Source organism: Streptomyces triticagri, from assembly GCF_003429565.1.
Classification (GTDB): Bacteria; Actinomycetota; Actinomycetes; order Streptomycetales; family Streptomycetaceae; genus Streptomyces; species Streptomyces triticagri.
Map to the genome: position 1 here is coordinate 19,891 of NZ_QUAK01000011.1, position 24,368 is coordinate 44,258.

Sequence of the window (24,368 nt, forward strand, 5' to 3'; positions counted from 1 at the left end):
ACGGGAAGGAGCGGGAGACGGGCAGCCCGGCATCGCGATGTGTCCTCACTCAGGGTCCGCGCCCTGGTTCGACGAACACGGCGACGTGAGTCTCCTGGCTTCCGGATCCGCGGCTCCCCCGGCCTTCCAACCCGCCGCTGCGGGCCGTGACTTCCGGTGTGGGGGAGAGCTCCCCGGTGACAGTGGCGGGACCGCGCCGGATTCGCACCGGCTTCCTCTCCTGCCGCCGTATATGGCTCGGGAAGTTCACCACGTGGCTCGAATGCCCGTCAACTCGTCGTTGACCTGCGGCGGAAGAGTGTGCCGAGGCCCACAGCCGACCGCCCCGCGTCCCACCTGTAGCGGCTGGGAGCGGGGCGGACGGTGATACGGCGAGAGGTCCGGTCAGACGACGATCAGATAGATCCCGTACGCCACCGCGGCCGCGCACAGGGCGAAGCAGGCGTACGCGCCGGTGCGCGCGAGGACCGCCGAGCCGCCCTGCGCGGCGGCGGCCTCCTGCTTGGAGAGACCGGTGATGCCGAGGGTGAAGAGGGTGACGAGCCCGACGGTGGCCACGAGGCTGACGCCGAACACGGAGCCGAGTGCTGCCCAGTCGATGTTCATGCTGCTGATTCCTTACCTGGTCCTGAGGCGGTCCTGCGGCCCGGCCGCACTCAGACCGTCGCCTTTGCCTGCCGGGCGGACTCCGGGACGGGGCCCGTCTGTGCGGGGACGGCCGCGACGGCCGGCTCCTCGGAAGCGGCGCCGGCGGGCGGCGGGGTGACCGCGGCCATCGCCGTGGTGACCACGCCCGCGGGCTCCTCGGCGGCCGGCTCCTCCGGCTCGTTGACGTTGTTGTGGTCGACGACCTGGCGGCGCGAGACGAACCAGATCGCGGCGCAGGAGCCGATCAGGAAGACGGCCACCACCGCGATGCCCCAGTCGCCCTGCCGGGCCACGAACTCGGCACCGGCGGCGACCAGTCCGGCGGCCGGCAGGGTCAGACCCCAGGCCATGAACATCCGGGTCGCGGTCGACCAGCGGACCACGCCGCCCTTGCGGCCGAGGCCCGCACCCATCACGGCACCCGAGCAGGAGTGCGTGGTGGACAGCGAGAAGCCGAGGTTCGACGAGGCGAGGATGACCGCGGCCGCGCTGGTCTGGGCGGCGAAGCCCTGCTGCGGCTGCAGGTCGGTGAGGCCCTTGCCCATGGTGCGGATGATGCGCCAGCCACCGAGGTAGGTGCCGAGTGCGATGGCGAGGCCCGCGGAGACGATGACCCAGACCGGCGGGTTCGAGCCGGGGGCGAGTGCGCCGCCGGCGACCAGGGCCAGGGTGATGATGCCCATCGTCTTCTGCGCGTCATTGGTGCCGTGCGCGAGCGAGACCAGACCGGCGGAGGCGATCTGCCCGGCCCGGTAGCCCTTCTCGGAGGACTTCTCGCCGACGTTCCGGCCGAGCTTGTACGTGAGCCGCGCGGCGAGGAAGGCCGCGATGCCGGCCACCAGCGGGGCGGCGAGGGCGGGGATCAGGACCTTGGTGACGACGACTCCGCCGTTGACACCGCTCACGCCGATCGACGCGATCGTGGCGCCGATCAGGCCGCCCATCAGTGCGTGCGACGAGGAGGAGGGCAGGCCGACCAGCCAGGTCAGCAGATTCCAGAGGATCGCGCCCACCAGGGCGGCGAAGATGACTTCGGGTTGGATTCCGTCCTCTTGGACCAGGCCGCTGGAGATCGTCTTGGCGACCTCCACGGAGAGGAAGGCACCGACCAGGTTCAGCACGGCGGACATGGCCACCGCAGCCTTGGGCTTCATTGCGCCGGTCGAGATGGTCGTCGCCATCGCGTTGGCCGTGTCGTGGAAACCGTTCGTGAAATCGAACACGAGAGCTGTCACGATCACAATCGCGAGCAGCAGCGTGATGTGTTCCATTTACCCAGGCAATCGTTCGGCGTCAGTGGCTCGGCGAACGTAGGCAACCCGAGTGAACGGAAGATGAACTGGGTCGGGCGCTGTGGTGTCTCGAAGTAAGGGCCCGGCCCTCCGCTTCCGTTCGGATTCCGTTCCGGCCGCCCGGGCGCCGGGATCGGCGGGGATCCGGGCGTCCGCGACCGAGCCGGCCGAGCTGCGGCGCGGGGCCCTCGAAGAGATGTGGATCACCTTGCGGCGGGCCGCTCCCGGGGCCTGGCAGGATCGCCGCATGGGCGACACGGACGAGTGGCACACGGACGACCGGGACGGCGGCGAGGGGAGCGGCGGCCGACCGCCGGCGCCCGCCCCCGCCCGGATCCACGGGGCGATCGCGCGGGCCTGGGACGAACTGGTCGCCACCGCCCGCAGAACAGCGGCCGACGGCCTGGTCGTCGGCACCTCGGGCAATGTGTCGGTACGGGTCGGTGACACCGTGCTCGTCACCCCGAGCGGAGTGCCCTACGACCGGCTCCGCCCCGCGGACGCCGTCGGGGTCGACCTCGACGGCCACCAGGTACTCGGCAGCCTGAAGCCCACCAGCGAGGTGCCGCTCCATCTGGCGATCCACCGCAGCACCGACGCGGGCGCGGTCGTCCACACCCATGCGGTGCACGCCACCGCGGTCTCCACCCTCGTCCCCGAACTCCCCGGCATCCACTACATGGCGGCCGACCTCGGCGGACCCGTGCGCGTCGCACCGTACGCCCTCTACGGCAGCGAGGAACTGGCCGAGAGCATGCTGCGCGCCCTCCAGGAGCGGACCGGCTGTCTGCTGCAGAACCACGGAGCGGTCACCTACGGGGACACGCTCGACCAGGCCTACGACCGCACCGCCCAGCTCGAGTGGATGTGCCGCCTCTGGCTCACGGCCGCCTCGGTGCCGGGCCACACCCCGAGCCTGCTCTCACCCTCCCAGCTGAACGACGCCGGACAGAAGCTGCGCGGCTACGGGCAGCGCTGAATCCACCGCGCCGTACGGCCCGCCGTGCGCGATGTCCCGCCCACCACTGGCCGCACCGACCCGCCGCCACGACACTGGAGCGGTGCGCCCCGCAACAGTCACGGCCGCGGCCGTCACCGCAGTCCTCGGCGCCGGCGCGGCCCTGCTCGCCGCCGGCCGCCTCGCCGGTGATGCCGCCCTGCGCAATCCCTCCGCACGACCGCTGCCCACCGAGCCGCGGCTCACCGTGCACGCCACCGCCGCCGGCCAGGTCACCCTCACCCGGTCACTCGCCTCGCTGCGCTCCGGCCGCTACGGACTGATCGGGGAGGACTGCCACGCGGTGGTCGGCCCCGTCGTCGAGCACGCCGCGGGCACCGCGGACACCGTGGTGCGCCGGCTCGAGAAGGTCACCCGGGGCACCCTGCTCCCCGGATCGAAGGTGCGCCTGACGCCGCAGGTGCACACCGGCGATCCCCGTACGGCCCTCGGCCTCGAGTACCACGACGTGGAGATCCCCGGCGAACTCGGCGTCCTGCCCGCCTGGTTCGTGCCCGGCGCCCGCGACACCTGGGTCCTCACCCTGCACGGGCTCGGCACCACACGCGAGCACCCGATGGTGGTCCTCGACTTCCTGCACGGTCAGCGCTTCCCGGTGCTCGACCTCGCCTACCGCGGCGATCCGGGGGCCCCGAAGCGGCCGGACGGCCTCAGCCACCTCGGCGAATCCGAGTGGCGCGACGTCGACGCGGCCATCCGGTACGCGATCGGTCACGGCGCCGAGCGGATCGTCCTGCACGGCTGGTCCACCGGCGCCACCATGGCGCTGCGCGCCGCCGCGCACGCGGGACTGCGCGACCGCATCAGCGGGCTTGTCCTCGACTCGCCCGTCCTGGACTGGGAGGCGACGCTGCGCGCCCTCGCCACCGGCCGGCGCACCCCCGCGGCGCTGCTGCCGCTCGCCGTCCGCGCAGCCCAGGGCAGCACCGGACGGCACAGCGACGGGCCGGCCGAGGCTCTCGGTCCCGCCACCCTGCGCGTACCGACGCTGATCTTCCACGGACCCGGGGACACCCTCGCCCCCTACCGGCTCTCCCGCGAACTCGCCGCCCGGCAGCCCGATCTGATCTCCCTGCACGAGGTGCTCGACGCCCCGCACGGCGCGATGTGGAACGCGGATCCCGGCCGGTACGAGGAAGCCCTGCGCCGCTTCCTCACCCCGCTGATGTAGCGCTGCACCTCGCTGATGCAGCGCTTCGTTCCGGTGCGCCGAAAGCCCCCGCCCCGCTCCGTTCCACCCGGTCGGGAGGCCGCTTCGGGCCGCTCGCGCCGGCGGGTCACAACCGCAAGGTTGAATTCCGTTTGGGCTTTCGAGGCGTGACCGGGAAGACTGCCCCCGTGACGTCCCGTAACCCGCGCGACTCCAGGCTCCGACTGGTCCGCCCACGACCCCTCGCCGATGCCTCGCGGGCGGTCCCGGTGCCCCGCACCCGCCGTCCCGCTCCACGCCCTCCGGAGGGCACCCCCGCCCGGTCCGTGCTCGCCCGGATGGCACGCGAAGGGCTCGCCGGAGCCGTCCGGATCGCCCGCTGGGCCGACACCACACGCACCCGCCCCACCGGACCGCGCACGGCGGCCACCGCCTCCCAGCCACCCGCACAGGGCGGCACCCTCTCCGACGAGACCTGCGAACGGGCCGCGGCCGAACTGGATCTGACGGAGAAACAGGTCAGGGCCGACTGGGACACCGCCCGGCTCGCCGGTCTGGTCGAGGTGCACGGCGGCACCGCGCGCCCCGGCTGGCGCCTGCGCGCCTGGGACCGCGACGACTCGGCCGTACTGCGCGGCTGGGTGGCCCTCTTCGACGCCTGGTCCCTGGTGCATCCGGCGCCCGAGGAGCAGCCCGCGTCCGCGGTCGCCGAAGTCATCGAGGCGATGCCGCAGGTGCTGTCCCTGCTGCAGCTCTCGGACGGTCCCGTCGCCATGCCGCAGCTGCTCGACCTGCTCGAGCAGCGAGTCGTCGAACTGCGCACCGAGCGCTGCGAGATCCCCTTCGGACCGCACCCCGAGCAGGCCGCCGCCGACGAACCCGAGGCCTCCCTGCTCGCCCCGCTCCTCGACTGGGCCCTGTGCAGCCTCGCGGCCGTCGGCGCCCTCACGCTCGGCGAGAGCCAGGCCACCCTCACCCCGCTCGGCAGCTGGGCGGTATGGGTCAAGCTCGAGCAGATCATCGTCGCCGCGCAGAGCCCCGCGGGGAACATCGAGCAGTCCGCCGAGGAGATGCTCCGCGGCTGCGCACGCCTGCGCCCCAAGGCGGCCCGCGCCGAATATCGCGCCTGGCTCGCCGCCCGTCCCGTCGGCAGCGCGGTCACCGAACTCCTCGACGCCGCCCGCGGCGACGACGCCCTGCTGCGCGGCCTCGCCTTCGAAGCCCTGCGGGTGGTCGGCGCACCGGCCGAGCGCGAGGTGCGGGCCGCGGCCGACCGTGCCTCGCTGCGCCCCTACGCCCTGCTCTGGCTCGCCGAGCACGAGGGCGCCGACCCCGAGGACGTCCACGCCGTGCTCACCCGCGAGGAGTCCACCTGGCTCTGGGTCGACACGGCGGCCGCCGTCGCCGACCACGGCGAGGCCCAACTCCTGGTCCGCCACCTGGAGTCGGCGCCCCAGGGGACGGTGCCCGCGCTGCTGCAGGAGGTACGCCGGGTGGGCCACCCGCGCACCGTTCAGGTCCTGGTCGCACTCGCCGCGGCCCACCCCGACCCCGCGCTCGCCAAGGCGGTGCGCCGGGCGGCCTTCCAGGTGCACACCGGCGGCGCCTGACACCAGGCCGGACGGCTCGCCTCAGCGCTCGATCCGTGGTGCGTAGTCGCCGAAGCTCCAGATGTTCCCCTCCAGGTCCCGGGTCATGTAGTCGCGTGCGCCGTAGTCCTGGTCCGTCGGCGGCATGAGGATCTCCACGCCCTGCTCGGCGGCCCGCTTGTGATGAGCGTCCACGTCGTCCACCTTGATGTAGACGCCGACGGGGCCCGCGCCGGCCATGACCTCGTCGAACGGCCCGCCGCGGCCCTTGCTGCCGAGCATCACCATGCCGTTCCCGTAGGTGAGTTCGGCGTGTACGACCACCCCGTCGTCGTTCTCGTAGACCGCGGCGCGGGTGAAGCCGAAGGCGTCGGTGAGCTGCTGGATCGCGGCCTTGGGGTCGGTGTAGAGCAGGGTCGGCACGATGCTCGGGGAGTCGGCCATGGTGATCACTCCTTCGTCGGTCGGCGCCACGGATGTGACGTGCCACACAGTCTTGCACCGGGGTCCGACAACGCACCGCGACGCCGAACGCGACCGTCGCGGGACGCCGGACGCGGCGCTCACCGGAACGTGTCGCACCGCCCCATGTCCCCGGTGCGGAACCCCTCGTGGAACCACTGCTGACGCTGCTCCGACGATCCGTGCGTCCAGGACTCGGGCGTGACCTTGCCCTGGAAGCGTTCCTGGATCCGGTCGTCGCCGACCGCGGCCGCCGCGTCGAGTCCGTCCCGGATGTCCTGGTCGGTCAGCTCGCGGATCAGCGGCCGGCCCGTCGACTCGTCGGGCGTGGTCGTCGCGTGCTTCGCCCACACCCCGGCGTAGCAGTCGGCCTGCAGTTCCACCCGGACCGCGTTGCTGTTCTGCCCGGTCCTGCCGTCCTGCGAGCGCCGCAGGGTGCCCGCCAGATTCTGGATGTGGTGCCCGTACTCGTGCGCCACCACGTACGCCCCCGCGAAGGGGCCGCCACTGGATCCGTAGGTGTTGCGCAGCTCGTCGAAGAAGCCCAGGTCCAGATAGACCTTGCGGTCACCGGGGCAGTAGAAGGGGCCGACCGCCGAGGTGGCCGAGCCGCAGGCCGTGCCCACCCGATTGGTGAAGAACACCGTCGGTGCCGGCGAGTAGCCCGAGCCCTGCCGGGGAAAGGCCCGGCTCCAGTAGTCCTGGACGCTGTTCACGACGGCCACCGTGCGGCAGTCCGCACGGGCGTTGGCGTCCTGACCGGTACGGCACTCCTGTTGGACCTGCGCCACGCTCGAGGCCGAGGTGCCCGGCTCCTCGTTGCCCGAGCTCAGGCCGAGGTTGTCCGGTCCCACCCCGAGGAAGAGCCCGAGCAGCAGCACCACGATGCCGGCCAGCCCGCCGCCGACCGCCTTTCCGCCGGGCATCCGCCCGCCGCCACGGACGTCCTGGACCTCCGAGGTGTCCAGACGGGCGTCGTCGTCGAACTGCACGGGTGCACCACCCTCTGATCCGTCCAAGAGAGGCGAGTGCCGCTCCCGCCGCGTATCGGCCACTTCATACTGGTCCGTCCCCGGCGTGACCGGGCGGGTGGCGCGTCCGATCGAGGGACGGGACGGACGCCGTGCGGTCCCGTGCGCCCCTCTGGGCATCGCGCTCCACGCGCGCGTGGAGCGCGGAAAAAGTGCTTGCACACCCCCGGTAGAGTTGACCCATGGCCATTCTCCTCGTGCATTAGCGGCGCCGACCGCCCGTGCCGCGCGGGCCGCCTCCAGGCAGGCCCCGGCACCGACCACCGTCAGTCCGCCGCCCTCTTCCTCTGCCCCGGAGTCTGGAACCCCGTGATCACCGCATCCAACATCGAGCTGCGCGCCGGCGCCCGCATCCTCATCGAGAACGCCTCCTTCCGTATCGCCAAGGGCGACCGCATCGGCCTGGTGGGGCGCAACGGCGCCGGCAAGACCACCCTCACCAAGTGCCTGGCCGGCGAGGGCGTACCGGCCGGCGGCACCATCAGCCGCTCCGGCGAGGTCGGCTACCTGCCGCAGGACCCGCGCACCGGCGACCTCGAGGTGCTCGCCCGCGACCGCATCCTCTCCGCCCGCGGCCTCGACGTACTGATCCGCAAGATGCGGGAGAACGAGCAGCGCATCGCGAACGGCCAGGGCACCACCCGAGAGAAGGCCCTGCGCCAGTACGAGCGCCAGGAGACGGAGTTCCTCACCAAGGGCGGATACGCCGCCGAGGCCGAGGCCGCCACCATCGCCGCCGCGCTCGGCCTGCCCGACCGGGTGCTCGGCCAGCCCCTGCACACGCTCTCCGGTGGTCAGCGCCGCCGCGTCGAGCTGGCCAGGATCCTGTTCTCGGACGCCGACACCCTGCTGCTCGACGAGCCGACGAACCACCTCGACGCGGACTCGATCGTCTGGCTCCGCGACTACCTGCGGAACTACCGCGGCGGCTTCATCGTGATCTCCCACGACGTCGACCTCGTCGAGACCGTGGTCAACAAGGTCTTCTACCTGGACGCCAACCGCTCGCAGATCGACGTCTACAACATGGGCTGGCGCCTCTACCAGCAGCAGCGCGAGGCCGACGAGAAGCGCCGCAAGCGCGAGCGGCAGAACGCCGAGAAGAAGGCCGCCGCGCTCAACACGCAGGCCGACAAGATGCGCGCCAAGGCCACCAAGACCGTCGCCGCGCAGAACATGGCCAAGCGCGCCGAGCGGCTGCTCTCCGGCCTCGAGGAGGTCCGGCAGTCCGACAAGGTGGCGAAGCTGCGCTTCCCCGACCCCTCGCCCTGCGGCAAGACGCCGCTGACCGCGGAGGGCCTGTCCAAGTCGTACGGATCCCTCGAGATCTTCACCGACGTCGACCTGGCCATCGACAAGGGCTCGCGCGTCGTCATCCTGGGCCTGAACGGCGCGGGCAAGACCACACTGCTCCGGCTGCTCGCCGGCGCCGAGAAGCCGGACACCGGCCAGGTCGTCGAGGGCCACGGCCTCAAGCTCGGGTACTACGCCCAGGAGCACGAGACCCTCGACCCGGACCGCACCGTCCTGGAGAACATGCGCTCCGCGGCGCCCGATCTCGACCTGGTCGCCGTGCGCAAGACGCTGGGTTCCTTCCTGTTCTCCGGCGACGACGTGGACAAGCCCGCGGGCGTCCTCTCCGGCGGCGAGAAGACCCGGCTCGCGCTCGCCACCCTGGTCGTCTCCTCGGCCAACGTCCTGCTGCTCGACGAGCCCACCAACAACCTCGACCCGGCGAGCCGCGAGGAGATCCTCGGCGCGCTGCGCACGTACCAGGGCGCGGTCGTCCTCGTCACCCACGACGAGGGTGCGGTGGAGGCGCTGCAGCCGGAGCGCATCATCCTGCTGCCCGACGGGGTCGAGGACCTGTGGGGCGCCGACTACGCGGATCTGGTGGCGCTCGCCTGACGGACGGCGGCCCCGACCGCGCCACGGCGGCGTGATCAACTACGTATGGATCATTCGCCCGATGCGTGATCCTTCATCTGTGTGAGACGCCCTCGTACCGGGACGGACCGTACGCCGCTGAGACCGTCGCGCCCGTACGGCTCCGGCCGCCGTCCCGGCTTCCGGTTCTGACCTGGACGTTCCCTCGTGAACCCGTTCGGCGGTACGGCCGCCCGACGGCCGGAGGCGGGGATTCCGCTCGTGGTCGCCGACCGGGGGCGGCCAGGGCCCTGCGTACGGACCTTGCCGAATGGGTGGCCAGGAAGCGCAGGAGGGGTGATCATGAGAAGTCCAGAGCGCACTTCCCATGAGGAGGCACGGGTGGCCGAGACTCTGAAGAAGGGCAGCCGGGTTACCGGCGCCGCGCGCGACAAGCTCGCGGCAGACCTGAAGAAGAAGTACGACTCCGGTGCAAGCATCCGGGCGCTGGCCGAGGAGACGGGCCGTTCCTACGGATTCGTTCACCGGATGCTCAGCGAATCCGGTGTCACGCTGCGGGGACGCGGCGGGGCGACGCGGGGCAAGAAGACCGCCGGCGCCTGAGGCGGTCTGCTCACCGCTCTCCGGTGAGTGGCCACCCGGTCGGCCGGACGGTCGGCCGGGTGGTTACTCTGCGGTCACTTAGTGGCCACAGTTCACCGGAGGCACCCATGGTTTCGTCCGAGACCGGATCCAGCACCGAATCCGCAGCCGTCCTCGACCGGGACGGTGTCCGTCTCACAGTCGACGACGCCGTCGCGACGGTGACGCTGACCAACTCCGCCAAGCGCAATGCCCAGAGCCCGGCTCTGTGGCGTGCCTTGGCCGAGGCGGGGCGCCTGCTGCCCGGCACGGTCCGGGTCGTGGTGCTGCGCGGCGAGGGCAAGTCGTTCTCCGCCGGTCTCGACCGGCAGGCCTTCACGCCCGAGGGATTCGACGGGGAGCCGTCGTTCCTCGACATGGCCCGCGGGCCGGAGGCCGAGCTCGACGCGACCATCGCCGAGTACCAGGAGGCGTTCACCTGGTGGCGGCGCAGCGACATCGTGACCGTCGCGGCCGTCCAGGGGCATGCCATCGGAGCGGGATTCCAGCTGGCACTCGCCTGTGATCTGCGCGTCGTCGCCGACGACGTGCAGTTCGCCATGCGCGAGACCAGCCTCGGCCTGGTGCCCGACCTCGGCGGTACGCATCCGCTGGTGTCCCTGGTCGGCTATGCGCGCGCGCTCGAGATCTGTGCGACCGGGCGGTTTGTGCACGCGGACGAGGCGACCCGTACGGGGCTCGCGAATCTCGCGGTGCCGGGCGCCGAACTCGACGCGGCTGTGCGGGACTTGGTGGCGGCGGTGGTTGCGGCGGCGCGGGATGCGGTGGTTGAGACCAAGGCTCTTTTGCAGGGGGCCGCGGGGCGGTCGTACGACGACCAGCGGGGGGCGGAGCGGGCGGCGCAGGGGCGGCGGCTGCGGGATCTGGCCGGGTTGGGTGACTGACGTCGCTGTCGGGCGGTGTTCGGCTTCCAGGCATCGGCCTGGCGGCCTCGTCCTCAAACGCCGGACGGGCTGGATTTGGCCTGGCGGCCTCGTCTTCAAACGCCGGACGGGCTGGATTTGGCCTGGCGGCCTCGTCTTCAAACGCCGGACGGGCTGGATTTGGCCTGGCGGCCTCGTCCTCAAGTGCCGGGCGGGCTGGATTTCACCGCTGTGATGATCACTGCCGTCGTCGGGTTGTCCGGTAGGGCGGCTGGTGCTGTCCGGCGTACTGCCAGGGCGACGTCGAGGGCGCGGTGGTCCGGTGTCGTCGCCAGTTCCAGGCGGAGATGGCGGCGGGGGAGCGTGGTCGAGGTGTCGCCGTCCGAGTGTTCGGTGAGGTGGATCGCGCGGCCACGTCCGCCGAGTACGCCGGTCAACTCGGCGACGCCCGGTACGGCGAGGACCGCCGCAGCCACCCTCGCCACGTCGTCGTCCCCGTTCTCGTCCTCCGGGATCCCCTCGGCCGCCGGTTCCGCAGCGGTGTCGGCCGCGTCGGGGTCCGCCGGGAGTTCGTCGACGAGGGCTGTCACCCGTAGGTCCGCGGTCGTCAGAAGGAGGCCGATGCGACGGTCCGCCGCAGTGGTCAGGGCCGTACGCAGACGCTCCGCGGCCGCGGGCAGCGGCTCGTCGGCCGTTGCCGTGAAGTCCGCGTCCAGGCGCAGGGGTGCGGGCGCCAGGGCGCTCGGCGGCGCAGGTACCGCCGGCGCCGCTCCCGTATCGGATGTGTCGAGGCGCAGTGATTCGAGTCGTACTCCGGGTACCCGGGAGGCGGCGTCCCGCAGGACGCGGGACGCCGCGCGCTCGGTGATCCACGCGCCGTCCGCGGTACCGCCCAGTGGCAGGAGGCGACCCAGGCCCAGCTGCTGCCGCACCGCCAGGGTCCATCGGTCAACCGTCATTGCCCCAGCCTGCCGCATCCCCGGAGCGATATCGGGAACACGCGCTTACGGTGAGCTGAGGAGCGGAACCCGCCGAAGGGAACGACGCCATGTCGGAGACAGCACAACGCGGCACAACCGGAAGCGAGCCGGGCGGCAAGACCCCGTCCGGTGACGGAGCCCGGACCAGCGGCCCCACCAAACGAGGCGGCGGCGACCCCGCGACCCGCGGCCGCACCACGATCGCGGACGGAGTGGTGGAGAAGATCGCGGGACTCGCGGCGCGTGACGTCGTCGGCGTGCACGCCATGGGCAGCGGCATCTCACGCACCTTCGGCGCGGTCCGCGACCGGGTGCCCGGCGGCACCAAATCGGTGACCCGCGGAGTCAAGGCCGAGGTCGGCGAGGTGCAGACCGCCCTCGACCTGGAGATCGTCGTCGACTACGGCGTCTCCATCGGAGATGTGGCCCGTGCCGTACGGGAGAACGTGATCGCCGCCGTGGAGCGCATGACCGGCCTCGAGGTGGTCGAGGTGAACATCGCGGTCGGCGACGTGAAGCTGCCCGACGAGGAGGACGACGACGAGCCAGAGGGCAGGCTCCAGTGAGCCTCCCGCCGCGGCCCGCGCACGTCGTGAGGAGACCGCGATGAGCATGGCACTGGTCGGTCTGATCGCCGGCATGGGCCTCGGGTTCGCCGCCTACTTCGGCGGGTTCGGAGCCTTCCTGCTCGTCGCCGCGCTCGGCGCGATCGGATTCCTGGTCGGTCGCTACGCCGACGGCGACCTCGAGCCGGGTGACCTCTTCCGGACGCGCGACGACCGGCGGCGCTAGTGACGGCCACGACGGTCGCGCCCACCGAACGCGGGTCGACCCGGATCGCCGACCGCGTGGTCGCCAAGATCGCCGCGCGTGCGGCGCGCGAGGCGCTGACTTCGGGCGTGCCCGAGGGCGGCCAGGCCCCGCTCGCCACCGTGACGGTGCAGCACGGCGCGGCCCGCGTCAGGGTCAGCCTCGAGCTGGAGTACCCCGGGGACATCGGCCGGCAATGCGGAGCCGTGCGTCGCCGAGTCGCCCAGCGGGTAAAGGCGTTGGCGGGGATGGAGGTGCCCGAGGTCACCGTCTCGGTGGAGCGGCTCCATTCGGCACACTCGCGCGGTGCGGACCGGGGGAGGACCCGATGAGCGAGTCCCACGAGAAGCCGTCGGGCGGCACCCGGCCGCTCCCCGTCCTGGAGAAGGAGGGCCCGGAGTTCGACCAGTCGGCCTCGGCCGCCTCGTACACACCGGTTCTCACGCCGGCGGACGGGGGCGAACGGCGCCGTCTGTGGTCCACCCGGCGCATCCCGGCGACCCTGCTCGGGCTGCTCGCGCTCGGCGCGACCGGACTGCTCCTGTACGACGTCGCCGCGGTGCGCGCGGACCGTCCCGCGATGGCCTGGCGGCGCACCCTGGCCGACGAGTTGGCGGAGCGCCGCCTGGACGATGTGGTCGTCCTCGCCGGCGCGGCCGCCGCGGCCGCGATCGGCCTGTGGCTGATCGTCCTGGCCGTCACCCCGGGGCGCCGCGGCCTGCTGCCGATGGCGAGCGCGGACTCCGGCCTACGGGCCTGGCTGGACCGGGACGCCGCTGCCCTGGTGCTGCGCGACCGTGCGATGCAGGTCTCCGGAGTGCAGTCCGTACGGGTCAAGGTCACCCGGCGCAAGGTCGATGTCCGGGCCGTCTCGCACTTCCGCGAACTGGACGACGTACGCACCGATCTGGACACCGCGGTGGGCGAGGGCATCGGCCGGCTGGGTCTGACGCACGGTCTGAACCTCGCGGTGTCGGTCGCCCGCCCGGGAAAGAAGGGCTGAGCCGTGCTGAAGCCGCTCAACAGGATCCTGCTCGCCCTGGCGGGCCTGGTGCTGCTCGTGTTCGGCGGCGCGGTGCTCGCCACCGGCCTCGGCGCGAGCCTGCCGTCCTGGTGGTTCTACGACGGGCAGGGCGCTGTGCTGCTCAGCGACGGCGCCCGTACCCGCTGGCGGGACGAGGGCTTCTGGTGGCCCGTGGTCTTCGCCGTCCTCGCGGTCCTGGTGATCCTGCTGCTCTGGTGGCTGCTCGCCCAGGCAAGGCGCCGCCGGCTCCGCGAGGTCCTGGTCGACAGCGGCGACGGTGAGGGCGCACTGCTGCGGGGACCGGCCATGGAGTCCGTACTGGCGAGCGACGCGGAGGCGGCCGAGGGCGTGGCACGCGCCAGGGTCGCGCTGACCGGCCGGCGCAGCGAGCCGCGGGCCCGCATCCGGCTGCTCCTGGAGGCGCACGCGGAGCCGGCCGACACCCTGCATCACATCGGAGCCGAGACGGTGGCCAGGGCCCGCGACTCGGCGGGGCTCGCGGAACTTCCCGCGGAGGTCCGGATGCGCGCGGTGCGTCACCGGGCCGAGCGCGTCAACTGATGCCGGGCGGCCGGTACTTCGGTGGTCCGGTGCCGCCGCCGCGCCGGGCGGCGGCACCCACGGTCCTGCTCAGAACCCGTGCCGCGCGCCGCCGTCCACCGGCACCATGATCCCGGTCAGATACGAGGCGGCGGGCGACAGCAGGAAGGCGGCCGTACGCCCGAACTCCTCGGGTGTGCCGTAACGGCGCAGCGGGATCCGCGACTCGGCGGCCGCGCGGTTCGCCGCCGGGTCGGGGGCGAGGCCGTCCAGCTCGCGCACCCGGTCGGTGTCGATCCGGCCGGGCAGTACGCCGACCACGCGGATGCCGCGCGGACCGAGCTCGTCCGAGAGCGACTTGGCGAAGCCGGCCAGTCCGGGGCGCAGCGCGTTCGAGATGGTCAGTCCGGCGATCGGTTCGTACACCGAGCCGGAGAGCACGAAACCGATCACGCCGCCCTCGCCGAGCTCGGCCGCCGCGGCCCGGGCGACCCGGATCGCGCCGAGGAACACCGAGTCGACGGCCGACTGCCACTGCTCGTCGGTGTTGTCCGCGGCCGTGCCGGCCGCCGGTCCGCCGACGCTGATGAGCACACCGTCGATCCGGCCGAACCGGCTCCGGGCGGTCTCGATGAGGCGGGCGGCGGCATCCGGGTCGGCATTGTCGGCGGCGACACCGACGGCGCTCTCGCCGAGGTCCGCGGCGGCGGCCGCGACGCGCTGTTCGTCGCGTCCGCTGATGACCACCTTGGCTCCGTCGGCGACCAGTTCACGGGCGGTCGCGTTGCCGAGGCCCCGGGTGGCCCCGGTGACGACGTACACGCGGTCTTTCAGTCCAAGATCCATGGGTCCCATCCTGCCGTGTCCGCCCCGCGGGCCGCGAGGCCGGTTGTCCTGTGAGACGGCTGCCGTGCTGTGGGACGGGCCGCGCTCAGGCCGGGGCAGCCGCCGGTTCGGGCTCTTCCTCGGCCGGCCGCTCGCTGCGGTCGCGCGCCTCGCGGCGTACCAGGATGACCCAGCCGACCGGGACGCCCGCGGTGAACAGCCACCACTGCACGGCGTACGCCATGTGGTTGCCGATGGAGTCGTGGTCGGGCTCGGGCACGAGTTCGGGCGAACCACCCTGCGGTTTCGGGGCGATCAGCTCGACGTACCCGCCGAGGACCGTACGGTCGAGCTCCTCGGCCGCCTGCTCGCTGTTGATCAGCATGGTCTGACGGGGCGGCAGACCGGCCAGGTCCTTGATGCCGCTGGCGTCGGTGGTCTCGTCGGCCTTGAGCCGGCCGGTGAGCGTGGTCTCGCCCTTCGGGGGCGGCGGGACCTTCGGGTACGCCTGCTGGTCCTTGGCGGCCTCCACCCAGCCGCGGTTGACGAGCAGCACTCGGCCGCTGTCCAGGACGAACGGGGTCAGGACATGGGCGCCGACCCGGTCGTCCGCATTGGTCCGGCGGCGTACGACGACCTCGTGCTCGGTGTCGAAGGTGCCGCGTGCGGTCACCGGACGCCAGTAGTCGGCACGCGGGACGGTGTGTCCGGGAGAGGTCAGGCGCTCGACGGGCTGGGGCTTCGCGTCGAGGCTCTGCGCGATCAGCGAGTTCTGTGCGACGCGGCTCTGGTGACGGTGCAGCTGCCAGAAGCCCAGCTCGATCATCACGGGGATGAGGACGAGGGCGACGAGGGTGATGATCACCCACTGCCGGGACAACAGGAAGCGGTACACCCCATGACCGTACAACTCGGCCATGGGGTGCTCACGGGGAGGGGTGCCCGGCACGACTCGCCGGGGCGGGCCGCGCGGGACTCAGACTCTGTCGACGATGCCCACCTTCCCCTCCGCGCGGGCGCAGTGGGCACCGCAGTACCAGCGCCCCTCCACCTCCACTCCCTGGCCGATGACCTGGACACGGCAGTGCTCGCAGATCGGTGCCATCCGGTGGATGGCGCAGGCGAAGCAGTCGAAGACGTGCACCGCGCCCTGCGCGTGCACCTCGAAGGACATGCCGTAGTCGTTTCCGCAGACTTCACAACGTGCCATGCGCCACAGGGTCGGCCGCACGCGCGGCCCGGTGCGGGCGGCATGCGGGGCGCGGTCGGACAATCACCCGTCTGACGGCCGGGCCGGCTGCTTGTCCGCCGGGGCGCCCTGGTCCGCGGGTGCGACATCGCGCAGCAGCTGGCCGAAGGCCGCCTCGTCCACGATCGGGGTGCCGTACGACGTGGCCTTGACGGTCTTGGAGGTGCCGGCTTCCGGGTCGTTGGTCACCAGCAGGCTGGTGAGGCGGGAGACGCTGGTGGCGACGTGCAGGCCGGCCTCGACGGCCCGGTCCTCGAGGAGCTCGCGCTCCACCGAGGTGTCACCCGAGAACGCCACCCGCATGCCCTGCTTGAGTGGTTTGTCCGCTTCGTAGCGTCCGGGGTTGGGGTACGGACAGGCCGGCCGCTTCCTCGACGGGCGCCAACTCCCGTACGAGGACTGCCGACCGATGTGCGGCGCGGCCGGACTCGAACTCCACTCGGTGAGCGGGCGGCACTCCAGAAGCGGCAGCCGCACACCGTCGCCTGCCGCGGCGTGCAGGCTCGGCCGGAAGGCCTCGGCGAGCACCCGGGCGTCGTCGAGCGCGTGGTGGGCGCGCTGCTGCACGACCCCGAAGTGTGCGGCGAGGGTCTCCAGCTTGTGGTTGGGCAGCGGGAGTCCGAGCTCCTTGGACAGGGCGATGGTGCACAGACGCTGGCGGACCGGGGCGGTGCGCTCCGCGCGCGCGTACTCGCGGGCGATCATGGACCAGTCGAAGACCGCGTTGTGCGCGACGAGTACGCGGTCGGCGAGGCGGGCCGAGAACTCCTCGGTGATCTCGCCGAAGAGCGGGGCGTCGGCCAGATCGGCGCTCGTCAGGCCGTGTATCCAGACCGGCCCCGGGTCCCGCTGCGGATTGACCAGGGTGTACCAGTGGTCCTCGACCTCGCCGCGGGCGTCCAGTTGATACACCGCCGCCGACACGATGCGGTCGTGGCGGGCCAGGCCGGTGGTCTCCACGTCGACGACCGCGTACCCGGTGGGGTAGGCGGCCGGCCAAGGGGCTGCTGTCGGGCGGTCTTCGAGCATGGTCACTGAGGATACGGCCCGCCTCCGACAGTGCCGACCCCGCCCGGCCGCGGTCACCCCCGAACGGCCCCCGGAGCGTGGGGTTCCGGCCATCGCGGTCCGAACGCCCGCTCGCAGGGCGGCCGTTCATGCCCGGCCGACGGCTGCCGACGGGGCGGGGGTGGTGGGCACTGCCGCCCCGTTCGTACCTCGGCACCGGAGCCGCCGCCGTCTGAGAGAATCGCCCCCATGAACGCAGCAGCCCCCACCCTGGACCCCCTCCTGTCCGTACAGGCCCGCGACGAGTACAACGCCCTGACCGAGGCGCAGCGCGGCATCGTCGACCAGGCGATCGGCATGCTGGCCCGCGACCCCGAAGCGCGCGGCACCGTCGACGAGGGGCAGGGCGCCCGCCGTGCGTTCGTCTCCCAGGACCTGCAGATCCGGTACGGCGTCCACCGCAACATCCTGGTGATCGCCGAGATCATCGTGACGGGCGGCGGCTTCCTCCTCGGCGGCGGAGCCTGACGCCGGCCCCGGCCATTGGGGGACCTCTACAGAGGACAGGGCTGTACCGCCGGTAATACTTGGCAGTAACAACCTCTTCTCGTACGGCTCCCGGGCGCTTACGGTGCTCGCATGTCGCCGAATCTGCCCGATGTCGTGCTGTGGTCCATCCCCGCGTTCGTCCTGCTCACGGTCATCGAGATCGTCAGCTACCGGCTGCACCCGGACGAGGACTCCGCCGGGTACGAGACGAAGGACGCCGCCACCAGCATCGGCATGGGGCTCGGCAGCCTCGGCTTCGACCTGCTGTGGAAAGTCCCCATCGTGGCGATCTACACGGCGGTCTACGAACTGACGCCGCTGCGGGTGCCGGTGCTGTGGTGGACCATCCCCCTGATGCTCCTGGCCCAGGACTTCTTCTACTACTGGTCGCACCGCGGCCACCATGTGATCCGGATCCTGTGGGCCTGTCATGTGGTGCACCATTCGAGCCGCAAGTTCAACCTCTCCACGGCGCTGCGGCAACCCTGGACCTCGCTCAGTGTCTGGCCGTTCTATCTGCCGCTCATCGCCTGCGGCGTGCACCCGGCGGCGCTGGCCTTCTGCTCGTCGGTCAACCTCGTCTACCAGTTCTGGATCCACACCGAGCGCATCGGCAAACTGCCGCGGCCCTTCGAGTTCCTCTTCAACACGCCGTCCCATCACCGCGTCCACCACGCCTCCCAAGGCGGCTATCTGGACCGGAACTTCGGCGGCATCCTCATCGTCTGGGACCGGCTCTTCGGTTCCTTCGTGCCCGAGACCACGCCCTGCGTCTTCGGCCTCACGAAGAACATCGAGACCTACAACCCGCTGCGGGTGGCCACCCACGAGTACGCGTCCATCGCCCGTGACCTGAGGGCGGCCGAGAGCTGGCGCGAGCGTGCCGGACGGCTCTTCCGCGGGCCCGGCTGGTCCCCCGCACCGCCCGCCGCGGCCGAACCCTCCGACACCACCCGCAAGGACGGCGTCCCCGAGGGCGCGGCATGACCCCCGTGCAGTCGGGCGAGCCGGCCGTTCGTCCGGGAGCCGCGGACCGCGTCGCACGAGCCCTCCTGGTCGCCTTCGCGGTCGCGGCCGCGGGAGACCTCGGCTCGCTCCTCGCGGGCTGGGAGCCGGGTCACGTCGTCTGCAAGCCCCTGCTGCTCGTCCTGCTCGCCGCCCACATGGCCGTACGAGGAGGACCCCGACTCCTCGTCGTGGCCCTACTGTTCGGCTGGGGCGGCGACGTACTGCTGCTGTTCGACGCGGACGCGGCGTTCCTCGCCGGCATGGGTTCCTTCGCCGCGGGCCACATCTGCTATCTGTTCCTGTTCGCGCGGTACGGGTCCCCACGCGCGCGTGGAGCGTGGCTCGCGGCGGCGTACACGGTGGCCCTGGTGGCGGCGGTCGCGGCCCTGTGGAACGGGCTGCCCGCCGAGCTGCGGATCCCGGTGGCCGGCTACAGCCTGCTGCTCACGGCGATGGCGTTCCGAGCGTCCCGGATCGGCCGCGCCGCGGGCGTGGGCGGTGCCCTGTTCCTGCTCTCGGACACGCTCATCGCCACCGGCATCGCCGACTGGCCCCAACTCCCGCGCCCCGACTTCTGGGTGATGAGCACCTACATCGCGGCGCAGGCCCTGCTGGCCCACGGCGTGCTCCGGGCCGTCGGCCGCGGAGCCGTCAGCCCCAGAGCGGACGGTCCCACCACACCGGCGCCGGCACGGCCGTGAGCAGCGCGGAGACCGCGACGGCCACACCGAGCAGCACCACCTCGACACGGGCCGGCATCACCGCCTGCCACGGGTCCGTGTTCCGGCGCATCCGGATGCGGGCGCCGAGCGCGAGCACCGCGATCACGGCCACCAGGAGCAGCTTGGCGACGAGCACCCGCCCGTAGGCCGTGGTGAACACCGAGTCGAGCGGCACCTTGCGCAGCGTGGAGCAGATGCCCGACGCGGTGATGCCGGCAAACATGACGGCCGCCACGCGCGCGTACCGGGTGAGCAGATTGACCGCGGCGATCGGCCAGGGGCGCCACACCCGCATCGTGCGCAGGATCTGCAGCAGGCCTCCGGCCCAGATCGCGGCACACGTCAGATGGACGAGCGTCAGAGCGCTGCCCACCAGGGGCATGTGCTCGGGTCCGACGTCCGGATGGGCCCGCAGTGCCTCGGCGGCCACCACGGCCGCCAGCGGCAGCCGGGCCCAGGCGGGTCGTTGCGAACCGGCGCAGAGCGCGGCCGCGATGAATGCGTTGATCTCGATCAGGGCGAGACGCCCGTCGGTGGTCTGGTGGAGGCTTCCGAGGGTGATGTCGTCCAGACCGGTGGGCAGCAGATTGCCGTTGGCCACGATCAGCGCGAGCCCCAGTGCGGACGCCGCGCCCGCACACGCGGCAGGCATCGCCCAGCTGCGCGGAGCGATGTCCGGCGCACCGCGTATCCGGCGGGCCATCGAGGCGGCCGCCTGCTCTCCGACCAGGACGCACAGCGCGGCGAACATCGTCGTACGCAGCAGGGTGATCACGCCGAGCCCCGGCGCGGCCGCCTCCCCGGTGCCCTCGAGCGCGAGCGAAGGCCCGAACATCGGCAGGATCGCGGCCACCAGGATCAGGACCAGGACGATCGCCGTACGCCACACGGCGGTCCTGCGCAGTGTCTCCGTCAACGCGACCTCGTTCGGAGGATCGGTGGACACAACGGGAGGCCGGGAAACGCTCATTGACCGATCTTGACCGGAATGGTCTGGTCCAGCAAGCCTCGGTGGGCTACTGGGACCAAGACGCGACATTTCCCACTCTCGGCCGCTCGGGCCGCCCCCGACCAGGGGCGACCCGAGCGGCCTCGGTGGCGCTGCATCAGCTGCCGGGATGCGTCACCTGCGGACCGCGTCCAGGGCGTCCACGATGCCGAAGNTGCATCAGCTGCCGGGATGCGTCACCTGCGGACCGCGTCCAGGGCGTCCACGATGCCGAAGCCGTAGAAGCCGTTCACGCGCTTGCCGCCCTCGCAGACCGCGTCCACCGTGCCGTCACCGTCCGGGTCGTACGGCTCGGACGGGCAGCCCGGGTTGTCCGCCTGCACCTTGAGCAGTGCCTGCAGCGCGGCCGGGCCAGCCTTCGGGTGCGTGCTCTTGATGAGCGCCGCCACCGCGGCGACATGCGGGGCGGCCATCGAAGTGCCCTGCAGATAGCCGTACTCGCCGTCCGGCATGGTCGACAGGATCCGGCCGTTCTTCGACGGGGTGTCGGCAGGGACATTGCCGTCACCGCCGGGACCCGCGACGTCCACGATCCCCTTGCCGTACGTCGAGTAGTACGACTTGGCGTCCGTCGGACCCGTCGCGGAGACCGTTACCACACCCGGGAGCTGCGTCGGGATGTCGAGGCATTCGCTCGGGTCGATGGTGCGCTCGACCGGAGTGGAGTCGTTCGGGCTCGAGTCGTCCAGGATCTCGTCCGATGCGAGGTCGTGGTTCGAGTTGCCGGCCGACGACACGTGCAGCGTGCCCTTGCGGGTGGCGTAGCGCTGCGCACGGTTCACCGCGTCGACGATCGCCTTCTGGTCGGGATCGTCGAGGCAGTTGTACATCCACGGGTCCACGTAGTAGCTGTTGTTGGTGACGTCGATGCCCTTGTCACCGGCGAACACGAAGGCACAGACGACCGCCTCCGGGGAGAACAGCTCGGTCTGCGGGTCGGCCACCTTGATGCTCGCGACCTGCACGCCCGGGGCCACTCCCGCCACACCCACGCCGTTGCGCGCGGCGGCGATCTCGCCGGCGACGTGCGTGCCGTGGTAGTGCTCCGCGTTGTGCGGGCGCCAGGCGCCCGGCGAGGTGTCCGCCTTGCCGCCCACACAACTGGCCGACTGCGAGGCGGAGAAGTTCGGCGCGAGGTCCGGGTGGGTGTCGTCGACGCCGGTGTCGATCACACCGACCGTGACCTTCGAGCTGCCCGGGTTGATCTTCGCGGCCTTGTCGGCGCCGATCGCCCGCAGGTCCCACTGGTCCGCCTCGAGCGGCTCCGCGTCGGTCTTCGAGGCCTTGGCACTCGCCTTCGGCGCCTCGACGTACTCCGGGGCGCCCAACTCGGTCGTATCGGCCGCCTCGAACGGCGCCGTACGGCTCGCGCCCGCGGTCTGCACGCCCCGCACGCCGCGTATCCGCTCGGCGAAGTCCGGGTCCGTCGAGTGCGCCACGATGACGCCTATTCGCTCGTAGGCCGCGACGACGCTGCTGCCGTCCGACTTCTCGATCGCCTTCTTCACCGACTCGACCGTGTGATGGCCGGTCCTGGTGTTCACCACGTACGACAGGGTGTCGCCTTCCGCGGCGGCCTCCTGCGGGGCGGCGGCCGCCGCGCCCGGCACTGCGCCGAGCGTCGCCGCCGAGACGGCGAGCGCCAGGCCCAGCGGCGCGAGCAGGCGCCGCCGTCTGGAGCGCAGATGAGTCATGGGGTCTCCACTTCATCCAGTTCAGCCAAGACGAAACGCCCGAACACAGGTCGTGCCCGGGCGATACATGGTGCGAGTGCAGGCTGAAACTAGCGCCGTACGTCCCCGACCGGCAACGACTTCCCGTCAAATCCCGGTGCGTTGAACCGGATCGTGCCGGCCGCCGTGCCGTCGTTCAAGGAGAGACGCAGGCCGTAACCCCTGTTGGATCACGCGAGGTACGCCTAGCATCGCCATCCGGCCAAGTGATCAGCGTCACAGTACGGCCCCCCGATTCACACCCGCATACCTACCCCCGTGTCGCGAGGAGACTGACGTGACCACCGATGCACCACCACCGTCGCAGGGCGGCGGACCCGAGAAGACTCCGGTCATGCCGTCGGCCGAAGCGTTCATCGAGGAGCAGCAGAGCAAGGAGTTCGGCGAACTGCGCCGCGCACACCGGTCGTTCGCCTTCCCGCTGACCGTCGCATTCGTCCTCTGGTATCTGCTGTACGTCCTGCTCTCGAACTACGCCGGCGATTTCATGGGCACCCAGCTCTTCGGCAACATCAACGTCGCCCTCGTGTTCGGCATCGCCCAGTTCGTCACCACGTTCCTCATCGCCTGGTTCTACTCGCGGCACGCCGCGAGCAAGCTCGACCCCAGGGCCGAAGAGATCAAGTCCCGTATGGAGGCCGGCGCATGAGCCAGCACGTCCTGCTCGCGGCCTCCGAGACGCTCGCCGTCTCCGAGACCACCGAACACCGGCCGCTGATCATCTCGCTGTTCGCGGCCTTCGTGATCGCCACCCTGTTCATCACCGTCTGGGCCGGCCGGCAGACCAAGAGCGCCGCCGACTTCTACGCCGGCGGGCGGCAGTTCACCGGATTCCAGAACGGCCTCGCGATCTCCGGCGACTACATGTCGGCCGCGTCGTTCCTCGGCATCGCGGGCGCCATCGCCCTCTTCGGCTACGACGGCTTCCTGTACTCGATCGGCTTCCTCGTCGCCTGGCTGGTGGCCCTGCTCCTGGTGGCCGAACCGCTCAGGAACTCCGGCCGGTTCACCATGGGCGACGTCCTCGCCTACCGGATGCGCCAGCGCCCCGTGCGCACCGCCGCCGGTGCCTCCACCATCGTCGTCTCGATCTTCTACCTGCTCGCCCAGATGGCGGGCGCGGGCGTGCTCGTCTCGCTGCTGCTCGGCATCACCAGTGAGAGCGGGAAGATCGGCATCGTCGCCCTGGTCGGCGTACTGATGATCGTGTACGTGACCATCGGCGGAATGAAGGGCACCACCTGGGTGCAGATGGTCAAGGCCGTGCTGCTGATCGGCGGCACCCTCCTGATCACCTTCCTGGTGCTCCTCAAGTTCAACTTCAACATCTCCGATCTGCTCGGCTCCGCCGCCGAGAAGAGCGGCGCGGGCAAGGCGTTCCTCGAGCCGGGCCTCAAGTACGGCGTCACGGACACCACCAAGCTGGACTTCATCTCGCTCGGCATCGCCCTCGTCCTCGGCACCGCCGGACTGCCGCACATCCTGATCCGCTTCTACACGGTGCCGACCGCCAAGGCCGCCCGTAAGTCGGTCAACTGGGCCATCGGCATCATCGGCGCCTTCTACCTGATGACGATCGCGCTCGGCTTCGGCGCCGCGGCGCTCATCTCGCCGGAGGAGATCAAGGAGTCCAACCCGGCGGGCAACACCGCCGCCCCGCTGCTCGCCCTGCACATCGGCGGAGTCGATTCGGCGGCCGGCGCGATCCTGCTCGCCGTCATCTCGGCGGTCGCCTTCGCCACCATCCTGGCCGTGGTCGCCGGACTGACCCTGGCGTCGTCCTCGTCGTTCGCCCACGACATCTACGCGAACGTCATCCGCAAGGGCAAGGCCACCGAGAAGGAAGAGGTCCGCGCGGCCCGCTGGGCCACCGTCCTGATCGGCATCGTGTCCATCGCACTCGGCGCCCTGGCCCGCGACCTGAACGTGGCCGGCCTGGTCGCCCTCGCCTTCGCGGTGGCGGCCTCCGCCAACCTGCCGACGATCCTCTACAGCCTGTTCTGGAAGCGCTTCACCACCCAGGGCGCCCTGTGGTCGATCTACGGCGGTCTCGCCTCGTCGGTGATCCTGGTGCTCTTCTCGCCGGTGGTGTCCGGCAAGGAGACCTCGATGTTCCCCGGCGTGGACTTCCACTGGTTCCCGCTGGAGAACCCGGGCCTGATCTCGATCCCGCTGGGCTTCCTGCTCGGCTGGCTCGGCACGATCCTCTCCAAGGAAGAGCCCGACAAGGCGAAGTACGCCGAGCTCGAGGTCCGCTCCCTGACCGGTACCGGAGCGCACTGACACCGGCACGCAGCGCAGGCGGCGCGGCCGTGTCGTAGGGACCTAC

At 71.6% G+C, this 24,368-nt stretch carries 27 protein-coding genes and 1 riboswitch; of the genes, 16 read left to right on the forward strand and 11 right to left on the reverse strand.

The features are described 5' to 3' along the window. Window positions 1-67: 67 nt before the first annotated feature. Window positions 68-264: riboswitch (cobalamin riboswitch) on the reverse strand. Window positions 265-384: 120 nt separating this feature from the next. Beyond that, window positions 385-606 carry a hypothetical protein gene (locus DY218_RS01525; protein WP_128554037.1) on the reverse strand — a complete coding sequence of 74 codons (222 nt, stop codon included), beginning with the start codon at window positions 604-606 and terminating at the stop codon, window positions 385-387. A 50-nt stretch (window positions 607-656) separates the two neighbouring features. Beyond that, window positions 657-1,919: an inorganic phosphate transporter gene (locus tag DY218_RS01530; RefSeq protein ID WP_128554038.1), complete on the reverse strand. Its 1,263-nt coding sequence runs from the start codon at window positions 1,917-1,919 to the stop codon at window positions 657-659. Between the two features lie 268 nt (window positions 1,920-2,187). Here DY218_RS01530 and DY218_RS01535 point away from each other — a divergent pair, with 268 nt between their 5' ends. From DY218_RS01535 to DY218_RS01545, 3 genes are all read left to right on the forward strand, one after another. After that, complete coding sequence (locus DY218_RS01535; RefSeq protein WP_128554039.1) at window positions 2,188-2,919, forward strand: class II aldolase/adducin family protein; 732 nt, start codon at window positions 2,188-2,190, stop codon at window positions 2,917-2,919. An 82-nt stretch (window positions 2,920-3,001) separates the two neighbouring features. Further along, a complete protein-coding gene (locus tag DY218_RS01540; RefSeq protein ID WP_128554040.1) occupies window positions 3,002-4,129 on the forward strand; it encodes an alpha/beta hydrolase in 1,128 nt (375 codons plus the stop codon). A 167-nt stretch (window positions 4,130-4,296) separates the two neighbouring features. Continuing rightward, window positions 4,297-5,718 carry a hypothetical protein gene (locus DY218_RS01545; RefSeq protein ID WP_199566585.1) on the forward strand — a complete coding sequence of 474 codons (1,422 nt, stop codon included), beginning with the start codon at window positions 4,297-4,299 and terminating at the stop codon, window positions 5,716-5,718. A gap of 21 nt (window positions 5,719-5,739) precedes the next feature. Here the strand turns inward: DY218_RS01545 and DY218_RS01550 are convergent, their stop codons facing one another. Both DY218_RS01550 and ypfJ read right to left on the reverse strand, forming a co-directional pair. Next, window positions 5,740-6,141, reverse strand: coding sequence for a VOC family protein (locus DY218_RS01550; RefSeq protein WP_128554041.1), 402 nt, complete (start codon window positions 6,139-6,141; stop codon window positions 5,740-5,742). Between the two features lie 119 nt (window positions 6,142-6,260). Further along, window positions 6,261-7,151, reverse strand: coding sequence for a KPN_02809 family neutral zinc metallopeptidase (gene ypfJ, locus DY218_RS01555; RefSeq protein WP_128554042.1), 891 nt, complete (start codon window positions 7,149-7,151; stop codon window positions 6,261-6,263). A gap of 348 nt (window positions 7,152-7,499) precedes the next feature. Here ypfJ and DY218_RS01560 point away from each other — a divergent pair, with 348 nt between their 5' ends. The 3 genes from DY218_RS01560 (at window position 7,500) to DY218_RS01570 (ending at window position 10,603) form a co-directional block, all read left to right on the forward strand. Then, window positions 7,500-9,098 (forward strand): ABC-F family ATP-binding cassette domain-containing protein, encoded by a 1,599-nt coding sequence (locus DY218_RS01560; RefSeq protein WP_128554043.1) that lies wholly within the window; start codon window positions 7,500-7,502, stop codon window positions 9,096-9,098. Between the two features lie 360 nt (window positions 9,099-9,458). After that, window positions 9,459-9,680 carry a helix-turn-helix domain-containing protein gene (locus tag DY218_RS01565; protein ID WP_199566586.1) on the forward strand — a complete coding sequence of 74 codons (222 nt, stop codon included), beginning with the start codon at window positions 9,459-9,461 and terminating at the stop codon, window positions 9,678-9,680. 107 nt (window positions 9,681-9,787) lie between these two features. Further along, on the forward strand, window positions 9,788-10,603 hold the full coding sequence (locus DY218_RS01570; protein ID WP_128554045.1) for an enoyl-CoA hydratase/isomerase family protein: 816 nt from the start codon (window positions 9,788-9,790) through the stop codon (window positions 10,601-10,603). 179 nt (window positions 10,604-10,782) lie between these two features. Here DY218_RS01570 and DY218_RS01575 read toward each other — a convergent pair whose 3' ends face one another. Beyond that, window positions 10,783-11,541: a nucleopolyhedrovirus P10 family protein gene (locus DY218_RS01575; RefSeq protein ID WP_128554046.1), complete on the reverse strand. Its 759-nt coding sequence runs from the start codon at window positions 11,539-11,541 to the stop codon at window positions 10,783-10,785. A gap of 89 nt (window positions 11,542-11,630) precedes the next feature. On the opposite strand from DY218_RS01575, the gene DY218_RS01580 reads away from it, so the two are divergent. From DY218_RS01580 to amaP, 5 genes are read left to right on the forward strand one after another with little or no spacing between them, the layout of a single operon-like run. Beyond that, window positions 11,631-12,128: an Asp23/Gls24 family envelope stress response protein gene (locus tag DY218_RS01580; RefSeq protein WP_128554047.1), complete on the forward strand. Its 498-nt coding sequence runs from the start codon at window positions 11,631-11,633 to the stop codon at window positions 12,126-12,128. A gap of 40 nt (window positions 12,129-12,168) precedes the next feature. After that, a complete protein-coding gene (locus tag DY218_RS01585; RefSeq protein ID WP_128554048.1) occupies window positions 12,169-12,354 on the forward strand; it encodes a hypothetical protein in 186 nt (61 codons plus the stop codon). Beyond that, complete coding sequence (locus DY218_RS01590; RefSeq protein WP_128554049.1) at window positions 12,354-12,704, forward strand: Asp23/Gls24 family envelope stress response protein; 351 nt, start codon at window positions 12,354-12,356, stop codon at window positions 12,702-12,704. Before DY218_RS01585 ends, DY218_RS01590 begins: the two co-directional genes overlap by 1 nt. Then, window positions 12,701-13,375: a DUF6286 domain-containing protein gene (locus DY218_RS01595; RefSeq protein WP_128554050.1), complete on the forward strand. Its 675-nt coding sequence runs from the start codon at window positions 12,701-12,703 to the stop codon at window positions 13,373-13,375. Before DY218_RS01590 ends, DY218_RS01595 begins: the two co-directional genes overlap by 4 nt. A 3-nt stretch (window positions 13,376-13,378) precedes the next feature. After that, on the forward strand, window positions 13,379-13,957 hold the full coding sequence (gene amaP / locus DY218_RS01600; protein WP_128554051.1) for an alkaline shock response membrane anchor protein AmaP: 579 nt from the start codon (window positions 13,379-13,381) through the stop codon (window positions 13,955-13,957). Between the two features lie 69 nt (window positions 13,958-14,026). Here amaP and DY218_RS01605 read toward each other — a convergent pair whose 3' ends face one another. The 4 genes from DY218_RS01605 to DY218_RS01620 all read right to left on the reverse strand — a co-directional run bounded on the left by DY218_RS01605 (window position 14,027) and on the right by DY218_RS01620 (window position 17,039). Next, the gene (locus DY218_RS01605) at window positions 14,027-14,782 is read right to left on the reverse strand and encodes an SDR family oxidoreductase (protein WP_128554052.1); all 756 of its coding nucleotides are present in this window, start codon (window positions 14,780-14,782) and stop codon (window positions 14,027-14,029) included. Window positions 14,783-14,867: 85 nt separating this feature from the next. Next, window positions 14,868-15,656 (reverse strand): SURF1 family cytochrome oxidase biogenesis protein, encoded by a 789-nt coding sequence (locus DY218_RS01610; protein ID WP_128554063.1) that lies wholly within the window; start codon window positions 15,654-15,656, stop codon window positions 14,868-14,870. Between the two features lie 81 nt (window positions 15,657-15,737). Then, window positions 15,738-15,971: a hypothetical protein gene (locus DY218_RS01615; RefSeq protein ID WP_128554053.1), complete on the reverse strand. Its 234-nt coding sequence runs from the start codon at window positions 15,969-15,971 to the stop codon at window positions 15,738-15,740. Between the two features lie 63 nt (window positions 15,972-16,034). Beyond that, the gene (locus DY218_RS01620; RefSeq protein WP_128554054.1) at window positions 16,035-17,039 is read right to left on the reverse strand and encodes a DEDDh family exonuclease; all 1,005 of its coding nucleotides are present in this window, start codon (window positions 17,037-17,039) and stop codon (window positions 16,035-16,037) included. A gap of 228 nt (window positions 17,040-17,267) precedes the next feature. On the opposite strand from DY218_RS01620, the gene DY218_RS01625 reads away from it, so the two are divergent. From DY218_RS01625 to DY218_RS01635, 3 genes are all read left to right on the forward strand, one after another. Next, window positions 17,268-17,546: a hypothetical protein gene (locus DY218_RS01625; RefSeq protein ID WP_128554055.1), complete on the forward strand. Its 279-nt coding sequence runs from the start codon at window positions 17,268-17,270 to the stop codon at window positions 17,544-17,546. Between the two features lie 111 nt (window positions 17,547-17,657). Next, the gene (locus DY218_RS01630) at window positions 17,658-18,554 is read left to right on the forward strand and encodes a sterol desaturase family protein (protein WP_128554056.1); all 897 of its coding nucleotides are present in this window, start codon (window positions 17,658-17,660) and stop codon (window positions 18,552-18,554) included. After that, a complete protein-coding gene (locus tag DY218_RS01635; protein ID WP_128554057.1) occupies window positions 18,551-19,276 on the forward strand; it encodes a lysoplasmalogenase in 726 nt (241 codons plus the stop codon). Before DY218_RS01630 ends, DY218_RS01635 begins: the two co-directional genes overlap by 4 nt. On the opposite strand, the gene DY218_RS01640 is transcribed toward DY218_RS01635, so the two are convergent. After that, window positions 19,227-20,267, reverse strand: a complete 1,041-nt coding sequence (locus DY218_RS01640) for a CopD family protein (protein WP_128554058.1) — start codon at window positions 20,265-20,267, stop codon at window positions 19,227-19,229. The two genes, DY218_RS01635 and DY218_RS01640, sit on opposite strands and share 50 nt — an antisense overlap. Window positions 20,268-20,482: 215 nt before the next feature. Continuing rightward, window positions 20,483-22,000, reverse strand: coding sequence for a S8 family peptidase (locus DY218_RS01645; RefSeq protein ID WP_128554059.1), 1,518 nt, complete (start codon window positions 21,998-22,000; stop codon window positions 20,483-20,485). A 316-nt stretch (window positions 22,001-22,316) separates the two neighbouring features. Between DY218_RS01645 and DY218_RS01650 the strand changes: the two genes are divergently transcribed. After that, window positions 22,317-22,688 carry a DUF485 domain-containing protein gene (locus tag DY218_RS01650; RefSeq protein WP_128554060.1) on the forward strand — a complete coding sequence of 124 codons (372 nt, stop codon included), beginning with the start codon at window positions 22,317-22,319 and terminating at the stop codon, window positions 22,686-22,688. Then, on the forward strand, window positions 22,685-24,322 hold the full coding sequence (locus DY218_RS01655; RefSeq protein WP_128554061.1) for a solute symporter family protein: 1,638 nt from the start codon (window positions 22,685-22,687) through the stop codon (window positions 24,320-24,322). Before DY218_RS01650 ends, DY218_RS01655 begins: the two co-directional genes overlap by 4 nt. Window positions 24,323-24,368: the final 46 nt, after the last annotated feature.